22 protein-coding genes are annotated in these 21,200 nt (G+C 73.8%); 10 read left to right on the top strand and 12 right to left on the bottom strand.

The annotated features are described in order from the left end of the window. Positions 1–2 precede the first annotated feature (2 nt). Together ACFYPD_RS12195 and ACFYPD_RS12190 are read right to left on the bottom strand one after the other, a co-directional pair. Positions 3–641 carry a prepilin peptidase gene (locus ACFYPD_RS12195; RefSeq protein ID WP_387111908.1) on the bottom strand — a complete coding sequence of 213 codons (639 nt, stop codon included), beginning with the start codon at positions 639–641 and terminating at the stop codon, positions 3–5. An 11-nt stretch (positions 642–652) separates the two neighbouring features. Next, complete coding sequence (locus ACFYPD_RS12190; RefSeq protein ID WP_387111905.1) at positions 653–1,660, bottom strand: EamA family transporter; 1,008 nt, start codon at positions 1,658–1,660, stop codon at positions 653–655. Between the two features lie 86 nt (positions 1,661–1,746). On the opposite strand from ACFYPD_RS12190, the gene ACFYPD_RS12185 reads away from it, so the two are divergent. Then, positions 1,747–2,544 carry a flagellar basal body protein FliL gene (locus ACFYPD_RS12185; RefSeq protein WP_387111902.1) on the top strand — a complete coding sequence of 266 codons (798 nt, stop codon included), beginning with the start codon at positions 1,747–1,749 and terminating at the stop codon, positions 2,542–2,544. A 134-nt stretch (positions 2,545–2,678) separates the two neighbouring features. Then, the gene (locus ACFYPD_RS12180) at positions 2,679–3,914 is read left to right on the top strand and encodes an AAA family ATPase (RefSeq protein WP_387111899.1); all 1,236 of its coding nucleotides are present in this window, start codon (positions 2,679–2,681) and stop codon (positions 3,912–3,914) included. Positions 3,915–3,921: 7 nt separating this feature from the next. Here the strand turns inward: ACFYPD_RS12180 and ACFYPD_RS12175 are convergent, their stop codons facing one another. Next, positions 3,922–4,467: a GNAT family N-acetyltransferase gene (locus ACFYPD_RS12175; protein WP_387111896.1), complete on the bottom strand. Its 546-nt coding sequence runs from the start codon at positions 4,465–4,467 to the stop codon at positions 3,922–3,924. A 135-nt stretch (positions 4,468–4,602) separates the two neighbouring features. On the opposite strand from ACFYPD_RS12175, the gene ACFYPD_RS12170 reads away from it, so the two are divergent. Together ACFYPD_RS12170 and ACFYPD_RS12165 are read left to right on the top strand one after the other, a co-directional pair. Beyond that, the gene (locus ACFYPD_RS12170; RefSeq protein WP_151464465.1) at positions 4,603–5,148 is read left to right on the top strand and encodes a DoxX family protein; all 546 of its coding nucleotides are present in this window, start codon (positions 4,603–4,605) and stop codon (positions 5,146–5,148) included. Between the two features lie 204 nt (positions 5,149–5,352). After that, positions 5,353–6,789, top strand: coding sequence for a glycosyltransferase 87 family protein (locus ACFYPD_RS12165; RefSeq protein ID WP_387111893.1), 1,437 nt, complete (start codon positions 5,353–5,355; stop codon positions 6,787–6,789). Positions 6,790–6,793: 4 nt separating this feature from the next. Here ACFYPD_RS12165 and ACFYPD_RS12160 read toward each other — a convergent pair whose 3' ends face one another. The 4 genes from ACFYPD_RS12160 to moaC all read right to left on the bottom strand — a co-directional run bounded on the left by ACFYPD_RS12160 (position 6,794) and on the right by moaC (position 9,585). Next, positions 6,794–7,213, bottom strand: coding sequence for a molybdenum cofactor biosynthesis protein MoaE (locus ACFYPD_RS12160; protein WP_387112385.1), 420 nt, complete (start codon positions 7,211–7,213; stop codon positions 6,794–6,796). Positions 7,214–7,307: 94 nt separating this feature from the next. Further along, positions 7,308–8,567: a molybdopterin molybdotransferase MoeA gene (locus tag ACFYPD_RS12155; RefSeq protein WP_387111890.1), complete on the bottom strand. Its 1,260-nt coding sequence runs from the start codon at positions 8,565–8,567 to the stop codon at positions 7,308–7,310. Between the two features lie 59 nt (positions 8,568–8,626). Then, complete coding sequence (locus tag ACFYPD_RS12150) at positions 8,627–9,097, bottom strand: molybdenum cofactor biosynthesis protein B (protein ID WP_387111887.1); 471 nt, start codon at positions 9,095–9,097, stop codon at positions 8,627–8,629. Further along, complete coding sequence (gene moaC, locus ACFYPD_RS12145; protein ID WP_189197574.1) at positions 9,094–9,585, bottom strand: cyclic pyranopterin monophosphate synthase MoaC; 492 nt, start codon at positions 9,583–9,585, stop codon at positions 9,094–9,096. The genes ACFYPD_RS12150 and moaC overlap by 4 nt, the downstream gene beginning before the upstream one ends. A gap of 588 nt (positions 9,586–10,173) precedes the next feature. Between moaC and ACFYPD_RS12140 the strand changes: the two genes are divergently transcribed. The 5 genes from ACFYPD_RS12140 (at position 10,174) to ACFYPD_RS12120 (ending at position 15,907) form a co-directional block, all read left to right on the top strand. Continuing rightward, a complete protein-coding gene (locus tag ACFYPD_RS12140; protein WP_387111884.1) occupies positions 10,174–12,690 on the top strand; it encodes a putative bifunctional diguanylate cyclase/phosphodiesterase in 2,517 nt (838 codons plus the stop codon). A gap of 62 nt (positions 12,691–12,752) precedes the next feature. Then, entirely contained in the window at positions 12,753–14,108 is a 1,356-nt protein-coding gene (locus ACFYPD_RS12135) for a glycosyltransferase 87 family protein (protein ID WP_387111882.1), read from the top strand. After that, positions 14,105–14,737: a phosphoribosyltransferase gene (locus ACFYPD_RS12130; protein ID WP_387111879.1), complete on the top strand. Its 633-nt coding sequence runs from the start codon at positions 14,105–14,107 to the stop codon at positions 14,735–14,737. Before ACFYPD_RS12135 ends, ACFYPD_RS12130 begins: the two co-directional genes overlap by 4 nt. A 23-nt stretch (positions 14,738–14,760) precedes the next feature. Further along, the gene (locus tag ACFYPD_RS12125; RefSeq protein ID WP_387111876.1) at positions 14,761–15,141 is read left to right on the top strand and encodes a zf-TFIIB domain-containing protein; all 381 of its coding nucleotides are present in this window, start codon (positions 14,761–14,763) and stop codon (positions 15,139–15,141) included. A gap of 82 nt (positions 15,142–15,223) precedes the next feature. Continuing rightward, a complete protein-coding gene (locus ACFYPD_RS12120; protein WP_387111873.1) occupies positions 15,224–15,907 on the top strand; it encodes a maleylpyruvate isomerase N-terminal domain-containing protein in 684 nt (227 codons plus the stop codon). An 84-nt stretch (positions 15,908–15,991) separates the two neighbouring features. Here ACFYPD_RS12120 and dnaB read toward each other — a convergent pair whose 3' ends face one another. Then, positions 15,992–17,395, bottom strand: a complete 1,404-nt coding sequence (gene dnaB, locus ACFYPD_RS12115; protein WP_387111871.1) for a replicative DNA helicase — start codon at positions 17,393–17,395, stop codon at positions 15,992–15,994. 395 nt (positions 17,396–17,790) lie between these two features. Between dnaB and ACFYPD_RS12110 the strand changes: the two genes are divergently transcribed. After that, positions 17,791–19,335 carry a hypothetical protein gene (locus ACFYPD_RS12110; protein WP_387111868.1) on the top strand — a complete coding sequence of 515 codons (1,545 nt, stop codon included), beginning with the start codon at positions 17,791–17,793 and terminating at the stop codon, positions 19,333–19,335. 84 nt (positions 19,336–19,419) lie between these two features. On the opposite strand, the gene rplI is transcribed toward ACFYPD_RS12110, so the two are convergent. From rplI to rpsF, 4 genes are all read right to left on the bottom strand, one after another. Next, a complete protein-coding gene (gene rplI, locus ACFYPD_RS12105; RefSeq protein ID WP_387111866.1) occupies positions 19,420–19,866 on the bottom strand; it encodes a 50S ribosomal protein L9 in 447 nt (148 codons plus the stop codon). A 14-nt stretch (positions 19,867–19,880) separates the two neighbouring features. Continuing rightward, complete coding sequence (gene rpsR, locus ACFYPD_RS12100; protein WP_007073789.1) at positions 19,881–20,120, bottom strand: 30S ribosomal protein S18; 240 nt, start codon at positions 20,118–20,120, stop codon at positions 19,881–19,883. Between the two features lie 41 nt (positions 20,121–20,161). Beyond that, a complete protein-coding gene (locus ACFYPD_RS12095; protein ID WP_387111863.1) occupies positions 20,162–20,698 on the bottom strand; it encodes a single-stranded DNA-binding protein in 537 nt (178 codons plus the stop codon). A gap of 80 nt (positions 20,699–20,778) precedes the next feature. After that, on the bottom strand, positions 20,779–21,069 hold the full coding sequence (rpsF, locus tag ACFYPD_RS12090) for a 30S ribosomal protein S6 (protein WP_067301247.1): 291 nt from the start codon (positions 21,067–21,069) through the stop codon (positions 20,779–20,781). Positions 21,070–21,200: the final 131 nt, after the last annotated feature.

Here is a 21,200-nt window from a genome sequence, read left to right as displayed (position 1 = left end):
GGTCACGCGAGCAGGACCGCCAGCCAGGCGCCGGTGAGGATCGCCGGGCCGAACGGGACGGCGGTGTCCCGGCGGACCCGGCGGGCGGCGAGCAGGGCGACGACGATCACCCCGTTCAGCAGGTGCGGAAGGAGCAGCCCGAGGCCCAGGGTCGGCCAGCCGAGCCAGCCGAGCGGCAGGCCGAGCGCGGTGGCGAGCTTGACGTCGCCGAAGCCGAGCTGCGACCGGGGGAGCAGGGCGAGCAGCACGTAGCCGGCGAGGGAGACGGCGGCGCCCGCCAGGGCGGCCAGCAGCCGGCCGGGTGTGCCGGCGGCCAGCGCCGCCCCGACCAGGCCGAGCCCGCCCGCTGCCGCCGCAGCGGCCACCAGCGGGTCGGGCAGTCGCAGGCAGTCGAGGTCCACGAGGGCGAGCACCAGCCCGACCGCCGCCACCGCCAGGATCGCCGGCAACGCCGGGTCGCGGCCTCGCGCGGCGGCGAGCCCGCCGAAGACCAACGCTCCGGCCAGGGTCAGCCCGAGCCTGCTGCCGCGGCTGCCCTGGTCGGCAACGGTCGGCGCGCCACAAAGCCGGGCCAGCGGAACCGCGGCCCCGCCGGCCAGCGCGCCGAGGAGCGCGGCACCCGTCACCAGCCCGGCCGACACGGGCCGGAACGTTACCGGCGGGCCGGCTCCGCGGCTGCCCCGTCGACGGGTCGTGCCGCCGGCCGGCGCGGACGCTCGGTGCTCACCACCACGGCGACGCCGGCCACGATCACCGCGCCGCCGAGCAGCACCTGCGCGGTCACCGGCTCGGCGACGAACAGCGCGCCGAGCGCCACCGCGACCGCCGGGTTCACGTACGCGTAGGTGGAGACCAGGGAGATCGGGGCGTGGGCCAGCAGCCAGACGTACGCGGTGAAGGCGACCAGCGAGCCGGCCACCATGAGGTAGGCCAGCGCCGCCCAGGAGCGGCCGGTCACCTGGGCTGGGGAGAAGCCGTGCAGCTCGCCCCGGACGGTGGCGATCACGGCGAGCGCCACCGCGCCGCCGACCATCTCGTAGACGGTGGCCACGAACGGGTTGTCCGGCATCCGGATCCGGCCGGAGAGGTAGGAGCCGACCGACCAGCTGACCGCCCCCGCCACGACGGTCAGCGCGCCGGCCAGCGGCACACTCCCCGACCCACCGCTCGGCAGGACGAGCAGCACGAGACCGACGAAGCCGAGGGCGACGCCGGCGAAGGTCCACGGCCGGGGCCGGTCGCCGCCGACCGTCCGCAGCAGCACCACGAGGAGCGGGACGGTGGCCACCAGCAGTGCGGCAATGCCGGAGGGCAGCGCGGTCCCCTCCGGGCCGGACTCGGCGAGCACCACGAGGCCGTTGCCGCCGGCCAGCAGCAGCACCCCGACCAGCGCGGCCGAGCCGAGCTGCCGCCAATCGACGCGGAGCGCCCCCGGCCCGCGGCGCAGCCGCAGCACCAGAGCGAGCACCGCCGCGGCGGCGGCGAACCGCATCGCGGCGGAGGTGAGCGGCGGCAGGGACTCGACCGCGACCCGGATGCCCAGGTACGTCGAGCCCCAGAGCACGTAGACCAGGACCAGCGCCGTCCAGATCAGGGCGGGCCGGGCCGGGGGGGCAGCGTGGTCGACGGCGGGCGTCGCACTCGTGGGGCGTGAGCTCATCGGTGGACCACGCTACGGTGACCACGGCGTCGGCGTCCCCTGTTGGTGGCCGGCCTCTCAGCACTGGCGTACGCAGGAGGGCGTTCATGTCGAACTTCGGACCACCGGGCGGCGGCTCCCCCGAGCCGTGGGGTGGACGGCGCCCCGACGACGGCTACGCTCCGCCGGCCGATCCGCGCTACGACCCGGGCTACGGCGGGCAGCAGGGCGACTGGGGCGAGCCGCCGACCCGGCAGTACGAGCCGCCCGCCCCGCACTACGAGCCACCCGGCCCGCACTACGAGCCGCCCGCCCAGCGCTACGACCAGTCGACCCAGCGCTACGAGCCGGCCCCCGCCTGGAACGCCGGCCCGCCGCCGGCCGCCCCGCCCTACCAGGGCTACCCGGCGGATCCGGGCTACGGCAGCCAGCCGCCGTACGCCGAGCCGACGCCGCCGAAGCGCGGCAAGGGGCCGCTGCTCGTGGTCCTGGTCGTGCTGGCGGTGCTGCTGCTCGGCGGCGCGGGGGCCTACTGGATGCTCGGCCGGGACGACGCGAGCACGGGCGGGACGGCCGCCACCTCTGCACCGGCCGGCCCGACCGGGGCCGCGAGCGCGCCGGCCGAGGCGCCCACCACCCCGCCGGCCCCGGCCTCCTCGACCGACCCGCGCTTCGTGAAGGCGGGCCAGTGCGTCGCCAACGAGGGCGGCTCCGCCGAGCCGAAGCTGGTGATCACCGAGTGCGCCGCGAAGACCTACCAGGTGCTGCGCCGCATCGACGGGTCGACCAGCGGCAAGAAGGACGCCGAGTCGAAGTGCGCCAAGGTCGAGGGCTACACCGACTGGTACTTCTTCGACAGCCGGCTCGACACCCTTGACTTCGTGCTCTGCCTCAAGCGCCGGTAGGACCCGGTAGCCAAAACTAGGGCTGTCTAGCATCCACGCTAGACAGCCCTAGTTTTGTCTCGACACCCGACACGCGGTAGTCGCATCTACGCATGTCTAGCCCCGCCGCTAGACGGCCCGATACTGTGCGATTCGTGGATCCGGTCCGCAACCCGTACGCCCCCGGCGCCGGTCAGCGCCCGCCCGAACTCGCCGGGCGGGGGCGGGAGCTGGACGTCTTCGACGTGGTGCTGGAGCGGATCGCCCGCGGCCGGCCGGAACGCAGCCTGATGCTGACCGGGCTGCGCGGCGTCGGCAAGACCGTCCTGCTCAACACCCTGCGCTCGCAGGCCATCAATCACCTGTGGGGCACCGGCAAGATCGAGGCCCGGCCCGACCAGTCGCTGCGCCGGCCGGTCGCCGCCGCGCTGCACATGGCGGTCCGCGAGCTGGCCCCCCGACACCGCGCCCCCGACCGGATCGACGCCTTCCTCGGGGTGCTGAAGGCGTTCGCCCAGCGCGCCGCCCCGGCCGGGCGCGGCGGTGCCGCCCCGAAGCTGCGCGACCGCTGGCAGCCCGGCATCGACGTGCCGGCCAGCAGCGGCCGGGCCGACTCCGGCGACATTGAGATCGACCTGGTCGAGCTGCTCACCGACGCCGCCGCGGTGGCCACCGACGTGGGCACCGGCGTCGCGATCTTCATCGACGAGATGCAGGACCTCGGCGCGGAGGACGTCTCCGCGCTCTGCGCCGCCTGCCACGAGCTGTCCCAGCTCGGCGCGACGCTGATCGTGGTGGGCGCCGGGCTGCCGCACCTGCCGGCCGTGCTGAGCGCCGCGAAGTCGTACTCCGAGCGGCTCTTCCGCTACCAGCGGATCGACCGGCTCGACCGGATCGCCGCCGACCAGGCGCTCTGCGCCCCGGCCGAGCGGGAGGAGGTCGAGTACGAGCAGAAGGCCCTCGACCTGCTCTACGAGAAGTCCGGCGGCTACCCGTACTTCGTCCAGGCGTACGGGAAGGCCACCTGGGACCATGCGCCCCGCTCGCCGGTCACCGCCGCGGACGTCCGGGTCGCCGCGCCCGAGGCGGAGGCGGAGCTGGCGGTGGGCTTCTTCGGCTCGCGGTTCGAGCGGGCCACGCCGGCCGAGCGCGAGTACATGCGTGCCATGGCGACGCTCGCGCTGGTGGACGGGGAGGAGGGCGGCCGCGACGACATGGACGCGGCGGTGCCCACCGCGGAGATCGCGCGGGCGCTCGGTCGCAAGCCGGCCAGCCTCTCGCCGGCCCGGGACGCGCTGATCAAGAAGGGCCTGATCTACTCGGGCGAGCGGGGCACGGTCGCCTTCACCGTCCCGCACTTCGGCCGCTACCTGCGCACCCAGCCGGCCTGACCGCGGATCAGACCTTCGACCAGGGCGGCGGGAAGACGACCTCCCCGGCCGGGGGCGGCGGCTCGTCGCTGGTGGACGGCGGCAGCACCAGCGCCTGCCACGGCTCACCCAGGCCCGACCACGGGCTGGTCAGCCCCAGCCGGTCCGCCCGGCCGAACCCGAACCGGCGGTAGTACGCCGGGTCGCCCAGCACCACCACGAGCCGCTCGCCCAGCTCGGTCGCGGCGTCGAGGGCGGCCTGCACGGCCGCGCCGCCGTGCCCGATCCGCTGCCGGTGCGGGGCCACCGCAACCGGGCCGAGCGCCAGCGCCGGCCACGCGCCACCGTCGGTGCGCACCCGCACCCGGGTGAGCAGCGCGTAGCCCACCACCTCACCGCCGTACTCGGCGACGATGGCCAGCTCCGGGATCCAGGCGTCGCTGCGCCGCAGGTCCTCGACCAGCCCCACCTCGGGCGGGGTGGCCACGTCGGGGCGGGCGAAAGCGGTGGCCAGCACCCGGGCGACCGGCTCCTCGTCCGCCGGGTCCTCGGGTCGGAGTCGCAGGGTCGTCACCCGCGCGACCTTACCGCCCAGAGCCGGTCCATCCGCGACGGTCGCTGAAATCGGTACTCTCCGGACGTCCATGTCGGCCGATCCCTTTCGGGTGTTGCAGGGGTGGCGGGGGCCGCGACAGGGTATGACTGAGCCATGAAGCCCGTGCGCTCCCTCGCCCGCGTCATGTTGAGCGGCATCTTCGTGGTCAGCGGCGCCCGCAACCTGCGGAATCCGGGACGGCTGGTCCCGGCCGCGCAGCCGATCACCGACAAGGTCACGCCGCTGCTCCAGAACATCAACCCCCGCATCCCCACCGACACGGCGACCCTGGTCCGGGCCAACTCGGCCACCCAGTTGGTCGCCGGGCTGATGCTGGCGACCGGCAGGTTCACCCGGCCGGCCGCGCTCGTCCTCGCCGCCACCCTCGTGCCGACCACCGCGGCCGGCCATCCCTTCTGGAACAACGACGACCCGGCGGCGCGGAACAACAACCAGATCCACTTCCTGAAGAACCTCGGGCTCTTCGGGGGTCTCCTCCTCGCCGCCGCCGACACCGAGGGCAAGCCGGGGCTCCGCTGGCGCACCGGCCACCGGATCAACCACTCGCGCCGCTCCGTGAAGCGCGCGGTCCGTACCGCCCGCCGGGAGGCGAAGATCGCCGTACGCTCGGCGGCCACCGCCCGCCGAATCCCCGGCTGACCTGCATCAATACGGCCTCCACCCCCCGCAAGGCCACCAATCACCTGAACCGCCCGAGACCCGTTAACGCGGTGGAAATGTCAAAAACACGTGTGGGATCGGACACGGTCGCGTAACGCGGGAGGCAGCAACGTGAGGCGCCGTTCTAGGCTCCGTGCTGGACCTGGACGGGCAGGACGACCTTGGTACGGGGGTGGCCACGCCATGCCGACGACAGTCGGTAGACGGATGGGCCGCCTCGCTCCCCTCCAGCGGGCCACGCGGGGGATCGATCGCCGAACCGTCGTGCGGACCGGCACCGTGGCCGCCGTCGCCTACGCCGCGTGGCTCGCCATCGGCGCCTTCGGGCGGCCGTACAACTTCTTCGACATGAAGATCTACCACGGTGCCGTGGTGTGGTGGGCGAGCGGCAACGAACTGTACGACTTCATCGCCCCCTCCACCACCCTGGGCTTCACCTACCCGCCGTTCGCCGGCCTCGCCATGCTGCCGATGTCCTGGCTGCCGGTCGACGCCGCCGGCTGGCTCAACGTCCTGGCCAGCATCGCCGCGCTCGCCGTCGTGCTGGCCGCGCTGCTGCGCCCCATCGTCGACCGGCTGGGCTGGTCGCTCTGGTTCACCGTCGGCATCGCCACCCCGCTGGCCGTGGCCATCGAGCCGTCCCGGGAGACCCTCGGCTACGGCCAGGTCAACCTGCTGCTCTTCGCGCTGATCATGGCGGACCTGGTCGGCCTGCGCTGGCGGGCCAGGCGCGGCACCCACTACGAGACCGCCGACTCGGCGCTGGCCCGGTTCGTCTACAGCGGCACCTGGGCCGGGGTCGGCATCGGACTGGCCACCGCGGTCAAGCTCACCCCGGCGCTGTTCCTGGCATATCTGGTGATCACCCGGCAGTGGCGGGCCGCGCTGACCGCGGTCGCCACGACCATCGGCGTGACCATGGCGACGTTCGGGCTGGTCGGCGCGGAATCGCGGACGTACTTCACCGACGTGCTCTGGCAGACCGAGCGGGTCGGCGCGGCGGACATGACCGCCAACCAGTCGCTCGCCGGCCTGCTGGCCCGGCTCTACGACTCGATCGAGACGCCCGGCCTGCTCTGGCTGGCCTTCGCGGTGCTGATGCTGGCGCTCGGGCTGTCCCGGGCGGCCAGTGCGCGCGCCGACGGCGACGAGCTGACCGCGTTCACGCTGGTCGGGCTCACCGCCAACGTGATCAGCCCGATCTCCTGGTCGCACCACCTGGTCTGGGTCATCCCGGCGATCATCGTGCTGGCCGACGCCGCCGTACGCCGGCGCGAGGCCAGCCGCGGCCTGCTGCCCCGGGGCACCGGCACGCCACCGGCCACGGGGGTGCCGGCGCTGCGCCCGCCGATCTGGTACCCGACCCTCACCGGGCTCCGGCACGGGGTCGGCGCGCTCGGGCTCTACCTGCTCTTCCTGATCTCGCCGATCTGGCCGTACGAGCACCAACTCCCCGAGGTGTCGCACTACCAGGACGGCCTGTTCGGCGCGCTGATGGAGAACTCCCTGGCCGTCGCCCTGATCGTGCTGGTCGCGGCGCTGCCCTGGCGCCCCGGCGCGGAGCCCGCGTTCTATCACGACCGGCTCGCCCGCGCGGTTCAGCCCGCGGCCCGGCGCTGAGGAGTCAGGGGCAGTTCACCCACTCCTCGGTGCCGTCGGCGAACACCTGCCGCTTCCAGATCGGCAGCCGCGCCTTCACCTCGTCGACCAGCCGCGCGCAGGCCGCGAAGGCCGCCGCCCGGTGGGCGGTGCTGACCGCCGCCACCAGGGCCACGTCGCCGATCTCCAGCGGGCCGATCCGGTGCGACACGGCGACCGCGTACACCTCGGGGTCGGCGGCGATCTCGGCCGCCACCTCGCGCAGCACGGCCTCGGCGGTCGGGTGGCCCTCGTACTCCAGCAGGGTGACCGTGCGGCCGTGGTCGTGGTCGCGGACCACGCCCTGGAACGAGACCACCGCGCCGGCCCGGCGGTCCGCGACCGCCGCCTCGTGCGCGGCCAGGTCCAGCGGCCGCTCGGTCACCGCGCCGAGCACCACGCTCACCGTTCCACCCTGGTTCGCCACCTCCGGGCTCGCGCTCACTGTTCCGCCCGGGTTCGCGACTGCGGGGCTCGCAACACCGGCTCACTCCGCGCACTCACCATGCCCGCTCCCCGGGGGTCAGCGGCAGCGGTACGAGCGGCACGCGGTCGCCCGCCGCGCCGCTGGTGCCCGGCCGGATCACCGCGAAGCCGTCCGCGCCGGCCAGGCCGCGCAGCATCGCCGAGCCGACGTGGCGGACCGGGTGCACGGTGCCGGCCACCCGGTCCCACCGCACGAGGGCGAGGTGGGTGTGGTCGCCCCGCCCGGGGACCGGCTCGGCCAGGGTGACCTGCGGCAGCACCGGCATCGGCCGGCCCTGCAGGCCGGCGAGCAGCGGCGCGACCAGCGAGACCAGCGCGACGACCGCGGACTGCGGGTTGCCCGGCAGACCGGCCACGAAGCGGACCCGGCCGTCGCCGTCGACCAGCCGGGCCAGCAGCATCGGGAAGCCCGGCCGGACCGCCACGGTGTTCACCACGTAGTCGGCGCCGAGCGTCTCCAGCGTCGGGTGCAGGTGGTCGACCGGGCCGTGCATGGTGCCGCCGGTGGTGCAGACCAGGTCGGCGTCGGCGAGCGCGGCGCGCAGCGCGGCCACGTGGGCGGGGAGGGTGTCGGCCACCGGACCGACCACGTCGGCGGGGCGCACCTGGCAGCCGTACCGGCGCAGCCAGGAGGGCACGGCCGGGCCGAGCGCGTCCCGGACCCGGCCGGCCCCCGGCGGACCAGCGGTCAGCAGCTCGTCGCCGAAGACCAGCAGCGCGGCGCGGGGCCGGCGGCGGACCCGCAGGGTGTCGTGCCCGCAGGAGGCGGCCAGGCCGATCACCGCCGGGTCGACGGGCGTGCCGGCGGGCAGCAGCTCCTCCCCCGCGTACGCCTCCTCGCCCGGCTCCCGCCACTCCGGCGCGGGGCGGGGCGTGCCGGCCACCCGGCCGTCGGCGGTCCGGGTCGACTCCTCGATCCGCAGGATCGCCGTCGTGCCCTCGGGGACCATCGCACCGGTGGCGATCTCCACCGTGCTGCCGGCGGCCTCCAGCGGGGACGGGGTCTGCCCGGCGAGCACCCGGCCGACCACCCGCCACGGGCCGTCCCCGCGCACCGCCCAGCCGTCCACGCTGGAGGTCGGGAACGCGGGCAGGTCGGTACGCGTCGTCAGCGGCTCGGCCAGGGTGTGTCCGTCGGCGTCGGCGAGCGGCCGGCCGACCGTGGGGAGCGCGGCGGCGAGACCCACCGCGTACACCCGGGAGCGGGCCTCGTCCCACCCGGCCGGCGGCGGCGCGGCGACCTCGACCGTGGCGGCTGCGGCTTCCGTGCTCATCGGCCGAGCCTATCCCCGGCCGGGCCGCCGACGGCCCCGGGGCGCTTCGCGAAACCTCGTCAGTGGTCGCCGCCGCGGAGCTGGTCGACGGTGTGCCGCAGGATCGGCCCGAGGACCGCCAACCCGTCCTTCGCCCCGCCCCGCGACCCGGGCAGGTTGACCACCAGCATCCGACCGGCCACCCCGGCCAGCCCGCGCGACAGCGCGGCCGTCGGCACCGCGTCGCGGCTGTGCGCCCGGATCGCCTCGGCGATGCCGGGGATCTCGTAGTCGAGCAGGGCGCGGGTCACCTCGGGGGTGCGGTCGGTCGGGGTGACGCCCGTCCCGCCGCTGGTCAGCACCACGTCGACGCCCTCGTCGCGGGCCGCCCGCAGCGCCGCGCCGACCGGCTCGCCGTCGGGCACCACGACCGGCTCCTCGACCTCGCAGCCCAGTTCCCGCAGGCCGGCGACGAGCAGCGGGCCGCTGGTGTCCGCGTAGACCCCGGCGGCCGCCCGGTTGGAGGCGACGATCACCCGGGCCCGGATCACGGCCGGTCCTCCGGCCGGACCCACTCGCCGGTCTTGCCGCCCTCCTTGCGCAGCACCCGGACCGCGTCCACGGAGGCCGCCGGGTCGACCGCCTTGACCATGTCGACCAGGGCGAGCCCGGCGACGGCCACCGCGGTGAGCGCCTCCATCTCGACCCCCGTCCGGTCGGCGGTCCTCGCCGTGGCGGTGATCTCGACCGTGTCGTCGGTGAGGCGCAGGTCGACCGTGACGCCGTGCAGGGCGATCGGGTGGCAGAGCGGGATCAGGTCGGGGGTCCGCTTCGCCCCCATGATCCCGGCGAGCCGGCCGACGGCCAGGGCGTCGCCCTTGGGCAGGCCGTCGCGGCGCAGCAACTCCACCACCTCGGCGGTGGTGCGGAGCCGGCCGGCGGCGACCGCGAGCCGGCCGGAGACCGGCTTGGCGGAGACGTCGACCATCCGGGCCGCGCCGGCCGGGTCGACGTGGGTGAGCTGCGCGGGTTCGGTCACGGCCGCGAGCCTATCCGTCCGGTACGACCGGACGCCCGCTTCGGTGCCCTCGGCGGGACGGGCGCCGGACCTCCGCCAAAGCCTTTCCTCCGCAGTGCCGAATTGAATACCATTGCATTTCCCGCCAATATATGCGGAAGACGTCTTAACGGAAGATAGTGCGCGATCCACCGCACGACTTCAAAAGATATCAGAGAGCGACGACATTTTTCCGGTCCGTGGATCTGCGGCGTGTGATGCAACCCAGTGCCCGAACGACTAGAGACATCGCGCATGGGGGACTCGATAATCCCATTGGAACGTCGCCCCGAATATGCGTTCAGTCTTCAGGCAAAGACAGTGAGTGACAAGAGGCGGCGTCATTCGCGCATTCTGCGCATATGGACATCTAATGTTACCAACTCGGCCTAAACGCCATAAGCTGTCCTGCGTCGGTGGGGGTCGGCGACAACGGCTCCGCAGGATCGAGCGAAGGGTAGAGCAGATGCGCGGCAACGACTGGCTGTGAGGGCCTACCCGGCCGCTTGAGCGCGCCGTACAGTACGGGTGCACGCACCGCTACGGGATGGGCGCGGTGGAGGCCATTACGTGACTCGCACCCTTGCACGCGACAATGGGACCGATCGGCGGCTGCTGCTGCTAGTCGGTCTCGTCGTGTTTGCCGCCGGGGTCTCGACGCTGGTCAGCCTCCGACTGATTGACAGCCGCGGCCTGGTGACCGAGCCCAACCTCACCCGGGCCGCCGCACTCACGTTCTTTGTCGCCGTCGCGGCGACCGTCAATGTCCGGATCCGCATCCGCGCCACCACCCACGGCATCTCCTGGACGGACGCCGCGACGGTCATCGGGCTGGCCGTCGCCCCCGTGCCGTGGGTGATCGTCGCCACCGGCCTGGGCGTCGCGATCGCCCGCACGATCACCCGGCTGCCCGCCATCAAACTGGCCTTCGGCATCGCCAAGGAGATGACGCTGGCCGCCGCCGGCGGACTGGTGCTGGTCGCCGCCGGCTGGACCTGGCCGTGGTCCGGGTCGATCAGCCGCTCCCTGCCCGCCCTGGTGCTGGCCTACCTGACGGTCGTGGTGCTGGACGAGCTGCTCATGTTCCCGGTCCTCGCGTTCGCCACCGGAACGCCGATCCTCAACCGCTTCCGGCAGCAGCTCGACCTCCGGTTGGCGAGTGTGCTCGCCCGCTTCTCGGTGGTCCTGTCCACCCTGCTCATCCTCCGGATCAACCCGACCTTCCTGGTGGTCGTCCCGCCCCTCGTCCTGAGCCTGCACCTGGCCAACTCCAGCCGGGTGCGCAGCCGGGCCGAGCGGGAGGCCTGGCAGCGCCTTGCCCGCACCACCGACGCGCTGAACGTGGTCGATCTCGACCAGGTGCTCACCACCGCGGTCACCCAGGCCACCGAACTCTTCTCCGCCGACGAGGTCGACATCGAGCTGCGCGAGGAGGGGCGCCTGGTCCGGGGGGCCGGCGGCGCCATCACCCTCCGGGGACCGGCCGGCACACCCAGCGCGATCGAGGGCTCGGTGCTCACCACGCGCCTCGAAGGGCACGACCAGAACGCCGACATCGGCGTGCTGCGCCTGCGGTTCGCCGGGCCGGTCGAGCTGTCCGAGCGCGAGCAGTACACCCTGCGCACCTTCGCCTCGGCGCTCTGCACCGCCGTGCGCAACGCCCAGGCGTACGCCGAGCTGGCCCGGATCGCCGACGAGCACGCGTACGCCGCCACCCACGACGCGCTCACCGGGCTCTCGAACCGGCGGCACCTGCTCGACGAGGGCACCGAGCAGCTCACCAACCGGCACGCCGACGGCGTCACCGCCCTGGTGCTGATCGACCTCAACCACTTCAAGGAGGTCAACGACACCCTCGGGCACGGCGCCGGTGACCGGGTGCTGACGCAGGTCGCCGACCGGCTGCGCGGCGCGGCCCGCCCGGACGACCTGGTGGCCCGCCTCGGCGGCGACGAGTTCGCCGTGCTGCTGCGTGGCCTGCCCGCCCCGGCGGTGGCCGCGCACCGGGCCGAGGCGCTGCTGACCGCGCTGCACGAGCCGCTCGACCTGGACGGCATGCGGATCAGCGTGGAGGCCAGCGGCGGCATCGCGGTCGCCCCGGCCAGCGGGGGGATGCCCGAGCTGCTACGCCGCGCCGACGTGGCGATGTACCAGGCCAAGCGGGCCGGCCAGCGGATCGCCACGTACGCCCCGACCCGCGACACCGCCGACCTGGGCCGGCTCACCCTCGGCGGTGAGCTGCCCCGGGCGGTCGCCGACCACGAGTTCACCGTCAACTTCCAGCCGATCGTCGACCTGGGCAGCGGCGAGGTGATCGGCGCGGAGGCGCTGGCGCGCTGGCACCACCCGACACACGGCATGATCGACCCGCTGCGCTTCCTGGAGGCGGTCGAGCGCTCCGGGCTGCTGCCCGCGTTCGCCGAGGCGATCCTCGACCAGGCGCTGATCGCCGCCGGCTCCTGGCGGGACGCCGGCTTCGACCTGCCGGTCTCGGTGAACGTGTCGCCGCGCAGCCTCCTCGACGCCCGCTTCCCCGGGGCGGTGCTGGCCCGGCTGCGGGCGCACGACCTGCCGCCGGACCGGCTGGTGCTGGAGCTGACCGAAACGCTGACGCTCAGCCAGCTCGACGTGGTCGACCGGGTGCTCAGCCGGCTCCGCGACTCCGGCGTACGACTGGCCCTGGACGACTTCGGCACCGGCTACTCCTCGCTCTCGCTGCTCTCCCGGATCCCGGTGCACGAACTGAAGATCGACCGGAGCTTCGTCACCGCGATGGAGAGCGCCACCGAGGCCGCCGCGGTGATCCGCTCCACGCTGGACCTGGGCCGCAGCCTCGACCTGACCGTGGTGGCCGAGGGCGTGGAGAGCGAGCCGCAGCGGCGGGCGCTCTGGGAGCTGGGCTGTGCCGCCGGGCAGGGCCACCTGTTCGCCCGGCCACTGCCGTCCGGCACGCTCCTCGCCGCCCTCCAGCGGGGCGCCGGTGGGCGGCCGGGCGCCCTCGCGCCGCCGCTGCACGACGCGGGCGCGGTGATCCGCCTGCCCGGCCGCCGCGCCGGCGGTGGTCGCAGCCGCACCGCCACCTCCTGACCATCGGCGTCGGCCAAGATCCGCAGGCCGGGACGCGGTCCCGGTCTGCCAGACTGGCCCGCGTGACCGCCGACGCCGACCGGACCGCCCCCGCCTTCCGCCGCTGGCAGGCGATCGACACCGCCGCCGGCGGCCTCGCCCTCGACGTGGGCCTCTACGCCGTCTCCGCGCTGTTCGCCGCGGTCACCGCCGCCACCTCCACGCTGCTGCCGCACCGCGCCTGGGGCACCCTCGCCACCATCGGCTACGCCCTGGCGGCGCTCGCCGCGACCGTCCAACTCCTGACCCGACGCCGGCATCCCGGCACCCCCCTCGCCGGGCTGCCCGCCCGCTGGGCGGTCACCGGCTTCGCCTGGGCCAGCACCGCCCTGCTGCCGGTGGTCGCCCAGAGCATCCAGCGGGCCGGCGGCCGGACCGACCGGGCGCAGGAGGAGGTGGTCGTGGTCGAGCACGCCGGCGCGCGGCTCGCCGAGCACGGCACCCCCTACCTCGGGCACGACGCGATCGCCGCCCTGCCCCCCGGCGAGCAACTGCTCGGCTACACCCCCTACCAGCCCGGGATGGCGCTGTTCGGGCTGCCCCGGGCCGCCGTCGACGTCTGGTGGACCGACGCGCGGGTCTGGTTCGCCCTGGTCACCGCGCTGGCGCTGGCCGCCGCCGTGAGCACCGTGCGGACCACCGCCCGCTCCACCGCACCCCGGCCCGCCGCCGCCGTGCTGCGTGCCGCGCAGGCGGCCACCGTCCTGCCGATCTGCGCGCTCACCCTGGCCACCGGCGGCGACGACCTCCCCGTACTCGCGCTCTGCCTCCTCGCCCTCGCCCTCGCCGCCGCCGGCCGGCCCGGCCGCGCAGGGCTCGCGGTGGGCGCGGCCGGCGCGTTGAAGCTGTTCGCCTGGCCGGTGGCGGTCGTGCTGGTCTGCTGGGCCGCCACCCGCCGGGCCGGCCTGCGCACCGCCGTGGGGGCCCTCGGCCTGCCGGTCCTCGCGCTGCTCCCCGTGCTGCTGGTCGACCGCGACGCCCTGGTGGAGAACGTGCTGCGCTTCCCGCTCGGGCACGGCCTCGTGACCAGCCCCGCGCAGTCCCCGTTCCCCGGCCACCTGATCGCGAGCGCGCTGCCCGCCGGCCGGCTGGTCGCCGCCGCGCTGCTGGCCGCCGTCGGGGTCGCGATCGCCGCCCGGCTGCTGCGCCGCCCGCCGCGCACCGCCGCCGCCACAGCCTTGATCTGCGGGTACGGGCTGCTCGCCGCGATCCTGCTGATGCCCTCGACCCGATTCGGCTACCTGCTCTACCCGATCGCCCTGCTGGTCCTCGCCCCCGCCCTCGCGCTCGCGGAGCACCGCCCCGAGGTCGCTCCCGGACCGCCTTTCCGGGCAACTGGCCGGCGCGGCCCGGCCGGAGGGCGTAGACCTGAGGCATGACCACCTACCGCGACCGGGCCGAGGCGGGACGCATGCTCGCCGACCAGCTCGGCGACCTCACCGGGCGACCCGACGTCATCGTCCTCGGGCTGGTCCGCGGCGGCGTGCCCGTCGCCCAGGTGATCGCCGAACGGCTCGGCGCGCCGCTGGACGTGCTGGTGGTCCGCAAGCTCGGCATGCCCTTGGCCCCCGAGGTGGCGTACGGCGCGCTCGGCCCCGGCGGGGTGCAGGTGCTCAACGACATGGTCGCCGACCGGATCGACGCGGACGAACGCGCCGAGGTACGCCGGCGCGAGCAGATTGAACTGGACCGCCGCGAGCAGCTCTACCGGGGTGCCCGCCCGCAGCTCGACCTGGCCGGGCGCATCGCCGTCATCGTCGACGACGGGCTGGCAACCGGCGCCACCGCCCGCGCCGCCGTGCAGGTGGCCCGGCACCTGGGCGCCGCCCGCGTGGTGGTGGCCGTCCCGGTCGGCTCCGACCAGGCGTACGAGATGCTCGCCGCCGAGGCCGACCAGGTGATCTGCCCCCAGGTGCCGCCCGACTTCATGGCCGTCGGGGCCTACTACGACGACTTCCACGAGGTCGCCGACGACGAGGTGACACAGGCGCTCACCGCCACCGCGTGATTCCACCGGGTACCTTCGGTGTCATGCAGCTCACCTGTCCCAAATGCCATGGAGAGATGCGCCAGTACGAGCGCAGCGGAGTGATCATCGACCAGTGCGGCGAATGCCGCGGCATCTTCCTCGACCGCGGCGAGCTCGAGAAGCTGTTCGAGGCCGAGGCGAACTGGAACCAGCAGCACGGCGCGCGGCAGGCCGCGCCGGCCGGAGGCGGCTACACCCCGCCCCCGCCGCCACCGCCCGCCGCCGCTCCCCACCAGCCCGGCTACGGCGCCGTCCCGCCGCCTCCGCCGCCGCCCGGCCACGGCTACGCGCAGCCCGCGTACGGCCAGCAGCACTACGGCTACCACGGCCACTACCGCCGCAAGAAGAAGCACGGCGGCTTCCTCGGCGAACTGTTCGACTGACCCTCGCCACGCCGGGCCGGCGACCCACCGGCCCGGCGTCACCGTCGTGCCGACTCCGCCACGCCGTGGCAGGCTGCACGGCATGAGCGCGATCCGGCCGCACGAGGCGCTGGCGCAGGCGTACGACGGCATCACCGCCGTCGTCACCCGACTCGACGACGCCGGCCTGCAACGGCCCACCCGCTGCCGGGGCTGGCTCGTCGCCGACCTGCTCTTCCACGTGCTCTGCGACGCGCAACGGGCGCTGGTCGCCCTCGCCAGCCCGGCATCCGGCCCGGCCGATGTCGACGACGTCAGCTACTGGCGGGCGTTCACGCCCGGCGGCGACGACGAGGCGAGCGTGAAGCACGCCTGGTGGGCGCGCCGCTCCGCCGCCGCCTTCGACCGGCCCAGCGGGGTGGTGCGGATCTGGTCCGACACCGCGCCCGCCGCCGTCCGGGCGGCCGCCGCCGCCGATCCCGACGGGCACGTGACCACGCAGGGGCACGTGCTGCGGGTACCCGATTTCCTCGCCACCCTGATCACCGAGGCGGTCATCCACCACCTCGACCTGGTGGTGGACCTGCCCGACGCCCCGCTCCCGGCGGAGGCCCCCACCCGGGTGGCGGTGGCCACGGTGGACGGGCTGCTCAGCGACGAGGCTGTCCGGCCGACCGGCTGGGACGACCGGGACTACCTGCTCAAGGCCACCGGCCGGGTGCCGCTCACCGACCGCGACCGGCTGGAGTTGGGCGAGGCCGCCGGCTGGTTCCCCCTGCTCGGCTGACGGCTTCATTCGGCACGGCGGTCAAGCAGCAGGTAGGCGGGCGGCAATCGTTCCGCGAGCAGGAGAGGCGACCAGCCGGCGTGGTCAGACGATGGCCATGTCGACAAATCGCGAAAGATGCAATTGGGCGGCAACCGTGATCGTGTCAGTCGGTCCATTTCTGTGCTTGGCAACGATCAGGTCCGCCTCCCCGGCGCGCGGCGACTCCTTGTCGTAGTAGTCGTCGCGATGCAACAGAATGACGACGTCGGCATCCTGTTCGATCGAGCCGGATTCCCGCAGATCGGACAGCTGGGGTCGCTTGTCGGTGCGCTGTTCGGGACCACGGTTCAGCTGGCTGACCGCGATCACCGGGCACTCGACCTCCTTGGCCAGCAGCTTCAGGCCACGGGACAGGTCCGCGACCTCCTGCTGCCGGCTCTCGGTGCGCTTCGGCGAGGTCATCAGCTGGAGGTAGTCCACCACGATCAGCTTGAGGTCGTGCTTCTGCTTGAGTCGCCGCGCCTTGGCCCGGATCTCCATGAGGTTCATGCTCGGCGTGTCGTCGACGAAGAGCGGCGCCTCGCTGATCTCGCCCATGCAGCGGGCCAGCTTGGTCCAGTCGTCGTCGGAGAGCTGGCCGCTACGCAGCACGTGCAGCGGCACGCGCGCCTCGGCCGAGAGGAGTCGCATGACGATCTCGACCTTGCTCATTTCCAGGGAGAAGATCGCCGCCGCCTGGTTGGCCCGAATAGCAGCATTTCGGGCAAAGTCCATAGACGCGGTCGATTTGCCCAAACCAGGCCGGCCGGCCACGATGATGAGCTGCCCGGGGTGGAGGCCGTTGAGCAGGCGGTCGAGGTCGCTGAAGCCGGTCGGCACACCGGTCATCACCCCGCCCTGCGCGCCAACCGCCTCGATCTCGTCGAGCGTCGGCTGGAGCATGTCGGCCAGGACGGCGAAGTCCTCGCTGACCCGCTTCTCGGTCACCTCGTAGACGGCCTGCTGGGCGAGGTCGACGACGTCGTCGACGTCCCGGCTGCCGCCCTGGCCGGTGCCGTAGCCGAGCTGGACGATCCGGGTGCCGACCTCGACCAGCCGGCGCAGCACCGCCCGCTCGCCGACGATCCGGGCGTAGTAGGCCGCGTTGGCGGCGGTCGGGACGCTGGCGATCAGCGTGTGCAGGTAGGGCGCGCCGCCGATCCGGGCCAGGTCGCCGGAGTCGGCGAGCGCGGCGGCCACGGTGATCGGGTCGGCCGGCTCACCGCGACCGTAGATGTCGAGGATCGCGTCGAAGACGGTCGCGTGCACCGGGCGGTAGAAGTCGTTCGACTTGAGAATCTCGACGACGTCCGCGATGGCGTCCTTGGAGAGCAGCATCCCGCCGAGGACGCACTGCTCGGCGGCCACGTCCTGGGGCGGGGTCTTCTCGAACTGGCCGTCCCGCTGCGCCGGCGCGGGCGGTGGCCCCCCGGCCCGCTCCGAGCGCGTCTCGTCGGTGACCGACACGGGTTCCCCCCTTGCTGCGTCGGATCGGATCCAGCTCTACCGCCAGGGTGTGACAAGTTCCGACGACCCTCCGGTCGATCGGGGGCCATCGCCCGGACGGTCGGGGGACCACGATACGGAACCCGAGGTCAGCCGCTCAACAGCACCGGTGGACGAGCCTCGGGACAACCTGTGGACGCCGGTGGGCAGGCATGTGCGCAGGGTGTGCACAGGGTGTGGATAAGTGATGGGGAATTTGGGCGCGCTCGACGTTGACCTGGGGTTTCGCGATCCCCACCCTGTGGACGGAAGATTTCGGGTCGAGCTTGGGCGCCGTTCGTCCCGTACTATCTCTGCGAACGGCTACACCTGGACAGCGGATTGCATTTTCGGTTGAGAAGGGTCACTCTCCCGCCGTGAGAAACCGGGACTGGGGAAGCGGGGAGGGCAGCCCGCGCGAGCGCCGGCCGAGCGCCTCCTGGGACGCTCCCGCCGGTCCGCTCCCGGTCGAGTCGTCCACCCCCGAGAGCTACCGCACGCCGAGCCGTCGGCGCGCCGTCGAGCGCGGCCAGGGCGAGCCCGTCGACGCCTATCTTCCCCGGTGGGCGCTGGAATCCGGGATCCGTCGGGCCGACGGCGGGGGTCGGCACGCCGCTCGCGACGACGACGAGGACGTCGAGCCGCCGTACTCGGGTGGGGGCTGGCGGGCGGAGACCGACTGGCGCCGCGACGACGACCGCCGCGACCTGCGGGCCATCGGCGCCGGCCCGGTGTCCGAGCACACCGCCGAGTGGACTCTGGACACCCCGCAGGGTCAGGGCTATGTCGGGAGCCGGCGGGCCGACGGGATCGAGGGCGAGCCGGTTTCCGGGGTGGCCCCGCGGAGCCGGCCGCGTCGCGCGGCGACACGGCGGCCGCAGGTGACCTGGTCGGGGCTGGAGGAGGCGCCCGAGTCGGGCGACGACGGTGACCGGTGGGACGCCGAGCGGCCGACCCGGCGGAGCCGGCGCGCGGCGGCGGATTCGTGGTCGCGGCCGGCCGTGGACCCGTGGGAGCGCGGCCGGGCGGCCGAGCCGGACCCGGCGGAACAGCCGGCGGTCGACCCGTGGGACGCGTCGGGCGTGCACGCGTGGGGGCGTTCCGCCACCGCCAGCCGGTGGGATCAGGCGGAGAGCCGCTGGGACCGCACGGAACACACGGGCCAGTGGGACCGCTTCACCGACACCGGCCAGTGGGACCGGCAGGCCGACCCCGGCCCGTGGGACCGGGTCCGGGAGACCGGCGCCGGAGACCGGTACGCGGAGGTCGACCACTGGGACCGGACGGCGCCGCCGCTACCGGCCCGGGAGGGCTGGGCGTCGCCGGAGCGGGCCGAGGCGTTCTGGTCCGGGACGCGGCTGGCCGGTGACGATCCCCGCTGGACGGAGACGCCGCCGTCGGCCCCGCGGTCGCCGATGGTCGCCTCCACCGCGCCGCGTCCGGCGCCCCGCCGCCGGCCGGTGGAGCCGGTGGTGGCAGGGCGGGCCGGGGCGTCGACGCTGCGACGGCGGGTGGAGACGGTCGGCGGCGGGTCGTGGGGCCGCCCGCTGGAGGACGACCTGCTCGACCCGGATCCGGGTGGGCCGCTGCGGTCGCTGTTCTACACGGCCGCCTGCTACGTGGTGCCGGCGTTGCTGCTCGTCGTCGGGTTGCTGTTCCTCGATGGCCAGCCCCCGGCGGGGTGCGTCACCGACATCACCGGGGGCGGTTGTGACTCGCCACGTGCACACGCCATCGCCTCGTTGGTGGCGGGGGCGCCGCGGTTCGGGCTGGCGCTGCTGAGCAGTCTCGTGGTGGCGGTGGTGCTGCGTCGGGTCGGCACGACGTGGCGGTCGGCGACGGTGGCGCTGGCGTCGGCCGTGGTGGGCGGCGGGCTCTCCACCGTGGTGATCAGCGCGGTGACGGGCCAGCCGATCGGGTGACGCCGCGACCGGCGTCCACCCCCCGACATGCGGAAGGGCCCGCACCGGGTGTCGGTGCGGGCCCTTCCGTCGTGCTCTCGGGTGTCAGCCCTTGACCACGTTCAGGTCGAACTTGGCGGTCACCTCAGGGTGCAGCCGGATGCTGACCGGGTAGGCGCCGAGCGACTTGATGTGGCTGGACAGCTCCAGCCGACGACGGTCCAGGGTCGGACCACCGGCCGCCTTGACGGCGTCGACGATCTCGGCCGGGGTGACCGAGCCGAAGAGCCGCCCGCCGTCGCCGGCGCGGGCCTTCAGGCTGACCTTCAGACCCTCGATCTGGGCCTTGACCTCGTTGGCGTGGTCGAGGTCGCGGATCTCGCGGGCCGCGCGGGCCCGCTGGATGACCGTGACCTGCTTCTCCGCGCCCTTGGTCCAGGCGATCGCGAAGCCCTGCGGCAGCAGGTAGTTACGGCCGTAGCCGTCCTTAACCTCGACGATGTCGCCCGGGGCACCGAGGCCGGACACCTCCTGAGTCAGGATGATCTTCATGTCGGTGCCTCCTCTCAGCGGGCCGTGGCCGTGTACGGCAGGAGCGCCATCTCGCGGGCGTTCTTGACCGCACGGGCGATCTGCCGCTGCTGCTGCGAGGTCACGCCGGTCACCCGCCGAGCGCGGATCTTGCCGCGGTCGGAGATGAACTTGCGCAGCAGCGCGGTGTCCTTGTAGTCGATGTAGGTGATCCCGTCCTTGTCGAGCGGGTTCACCTTCTTCTTCGGCTTGCGAAGTGCCGCAGCCTTGGCCATTGATCTTGCTCCTGGTTTGCGATCGCGGGCGCTCGGCGCCATTAGAACGGGGGCTCCTCGTCGAAGTTTCCGCCGCCCGAACCACCGCGCGAGGGAGCAGGTGCAGCCGAGGCCCAGGGGTCGTCGAAGTTGCCTCCGCCGCCACCCTGGCCGCCACCACCGCCACCACCGAAGCCGCCTCCGCCGCCGCCGGAGCGGGACATCTTCTGCACCTTCGCCGTGGCGTAGCGCAGCGACGGGCCGATCTCGTCGACCTCCAGCTCGATGACGGTGCGCTTCTCACCCTCGCGCGTCTCGTACGACCGCTGACGCAGCCGGCCGGACACGATCACCCGGGCGCCGCGCTGCAGCGACTCGGCGACGTTCTCGGCGGCCTGCCGCCAGACCGTGCACGAGAGGAACAGCGGCTCGCCGTCCTTCCACTCGTTGGACGCCTTGTCCATGAAGCGGGGCGTCGAGGCGACCCGGAACTTGGCGACCGCCGCCCCGGAGGGGGTGAACCGCAACTCGGGGTCATCGGTCAGGTTGCCGATGACCGTGATGGTGGTGTCTCCTGCCATGACCATCTCCTCGCGCACTCATCTCTGTGCCCTACAGGCTCTCAGAGCCCTCCGACAGCGTCGATGAGGCTTGATCCGGACGTGCCGGGTCTAGATGCTCAGCGCATCTCCGGGCGAATGACCTTGGTGCGCAGCACCGACTCGTTGAGTCGGAGCTGACGGTCCAGCTCAGCCACGGCCTCCGGCGTCGCCTGGAGGTCGATGACGGCGTAGATGCCCTCGGCCTTCTTGTTGATCTCGTACGCGAGGCGCCTGCGGCCCCACACGTCGGTCTTCTCCACCGAGCCACCCGCGGTCCGGATCACGTTCAGGTACGTGTCGAGCGACGGGGCGACGGTGCGCTCCTCGAGGCTGGAGTCGAGGATCACCATGACTTCGTAATGACGCAAGACGTGCTCACCTCCTGTGGGCTAAGCGGCCACGGTCCTTCCGTGGCAGGAGGTCGTGCGTCGTGGCCCGTGCCGGTACCGGGGGAACCCGGCCGGACGCGGACAACCGGACCAGGATACCCGGTCCGGAC

This window comes from Micromonospora sp. NPDC005299 (assembly GCF_042872345.1).
GTDB lineage: Bacteria > Actinomycetota > Actinomycetes > Mycobacteriales > Micromonosporaceae > Micromonospora.
This window is presented reverse-complemented; position numbering and strand designations above follow the sequence as displayed.

Bases quoted from the DNA above. Each gene is read 5' to 3' on its own strand.
- ACFYPD_RS12170 (WP_151464465.1), top strand. From the start codon at position 4,603: ATGAAGCCCGTGCGCTCCCTCGCCCGCGTCATGTTGAGCGGCATCTTC.
- rpsR (WP_007073789.1), bottom strand. From the start codon at position 20,120: ATGGCCAAGGCTGCGGCACTTCGCAAGCCGAAGAAGAAGGTGAACCCG.
- rplI (WP_387111866.1), bottom strand. From the start codon at position 19,866: ATGAAGATCATCCTGACTCAGGAGGTGTCCGGCCTCGGTGCCCCGGGC.
- ACFYPD_RS12125 (WP_387111876.1), top strand. From the start codon at position 14,761: ATGCAGCTCACCTGTCCCAAATGCCATGGAGAGATGCGCCAGTACGAG.
- ACFYPD_RS12120 (WP_387111873.1), top strand. From the start codon at position 15,224: ATGAGCGCGATCCGGCCGCACGAGGCGCTGGCGCAGGCGTACGACGGC.
- ACFYPD_RS12155 (WP_387111890.1), bottom strand. From the start codon at position 8,567: ATGAGCACGGAAGCCGCAGCCGCCACGGTCGAGGTCGCCGCGCCGCCG.
- ACFYPD_RS12165 (WP_387111893.1), top strand. From the start codon at position 5,353: ATGCCGACGACAGTCGGTAGACGGATGGGCCGCCTCGCTCCCCTCCAG.
- ACFYPD_RS12185 (WP_387111902.1), top strand. From the start codon at position 1,747: ATGTCGAACTTCGGACCACCGGGCGGCGGCTCCCCCGAGCCGTGGGGT.
- ACFYPD_RS12190 (WP_387111905.1), bottom strand. From the start codon at position 1,660: ATGAGCTCACGCCCCACGAGTGCGACGCCCGCCGTCGACCACGCTGCC.
- ACFYPD_RS12130 (WP_387111879.1), top strand. From the start codon at position 14,105: ATGACCACCTACCGCGACCGGGCCGAGGCGGGACGCATGCTCGCCGAC.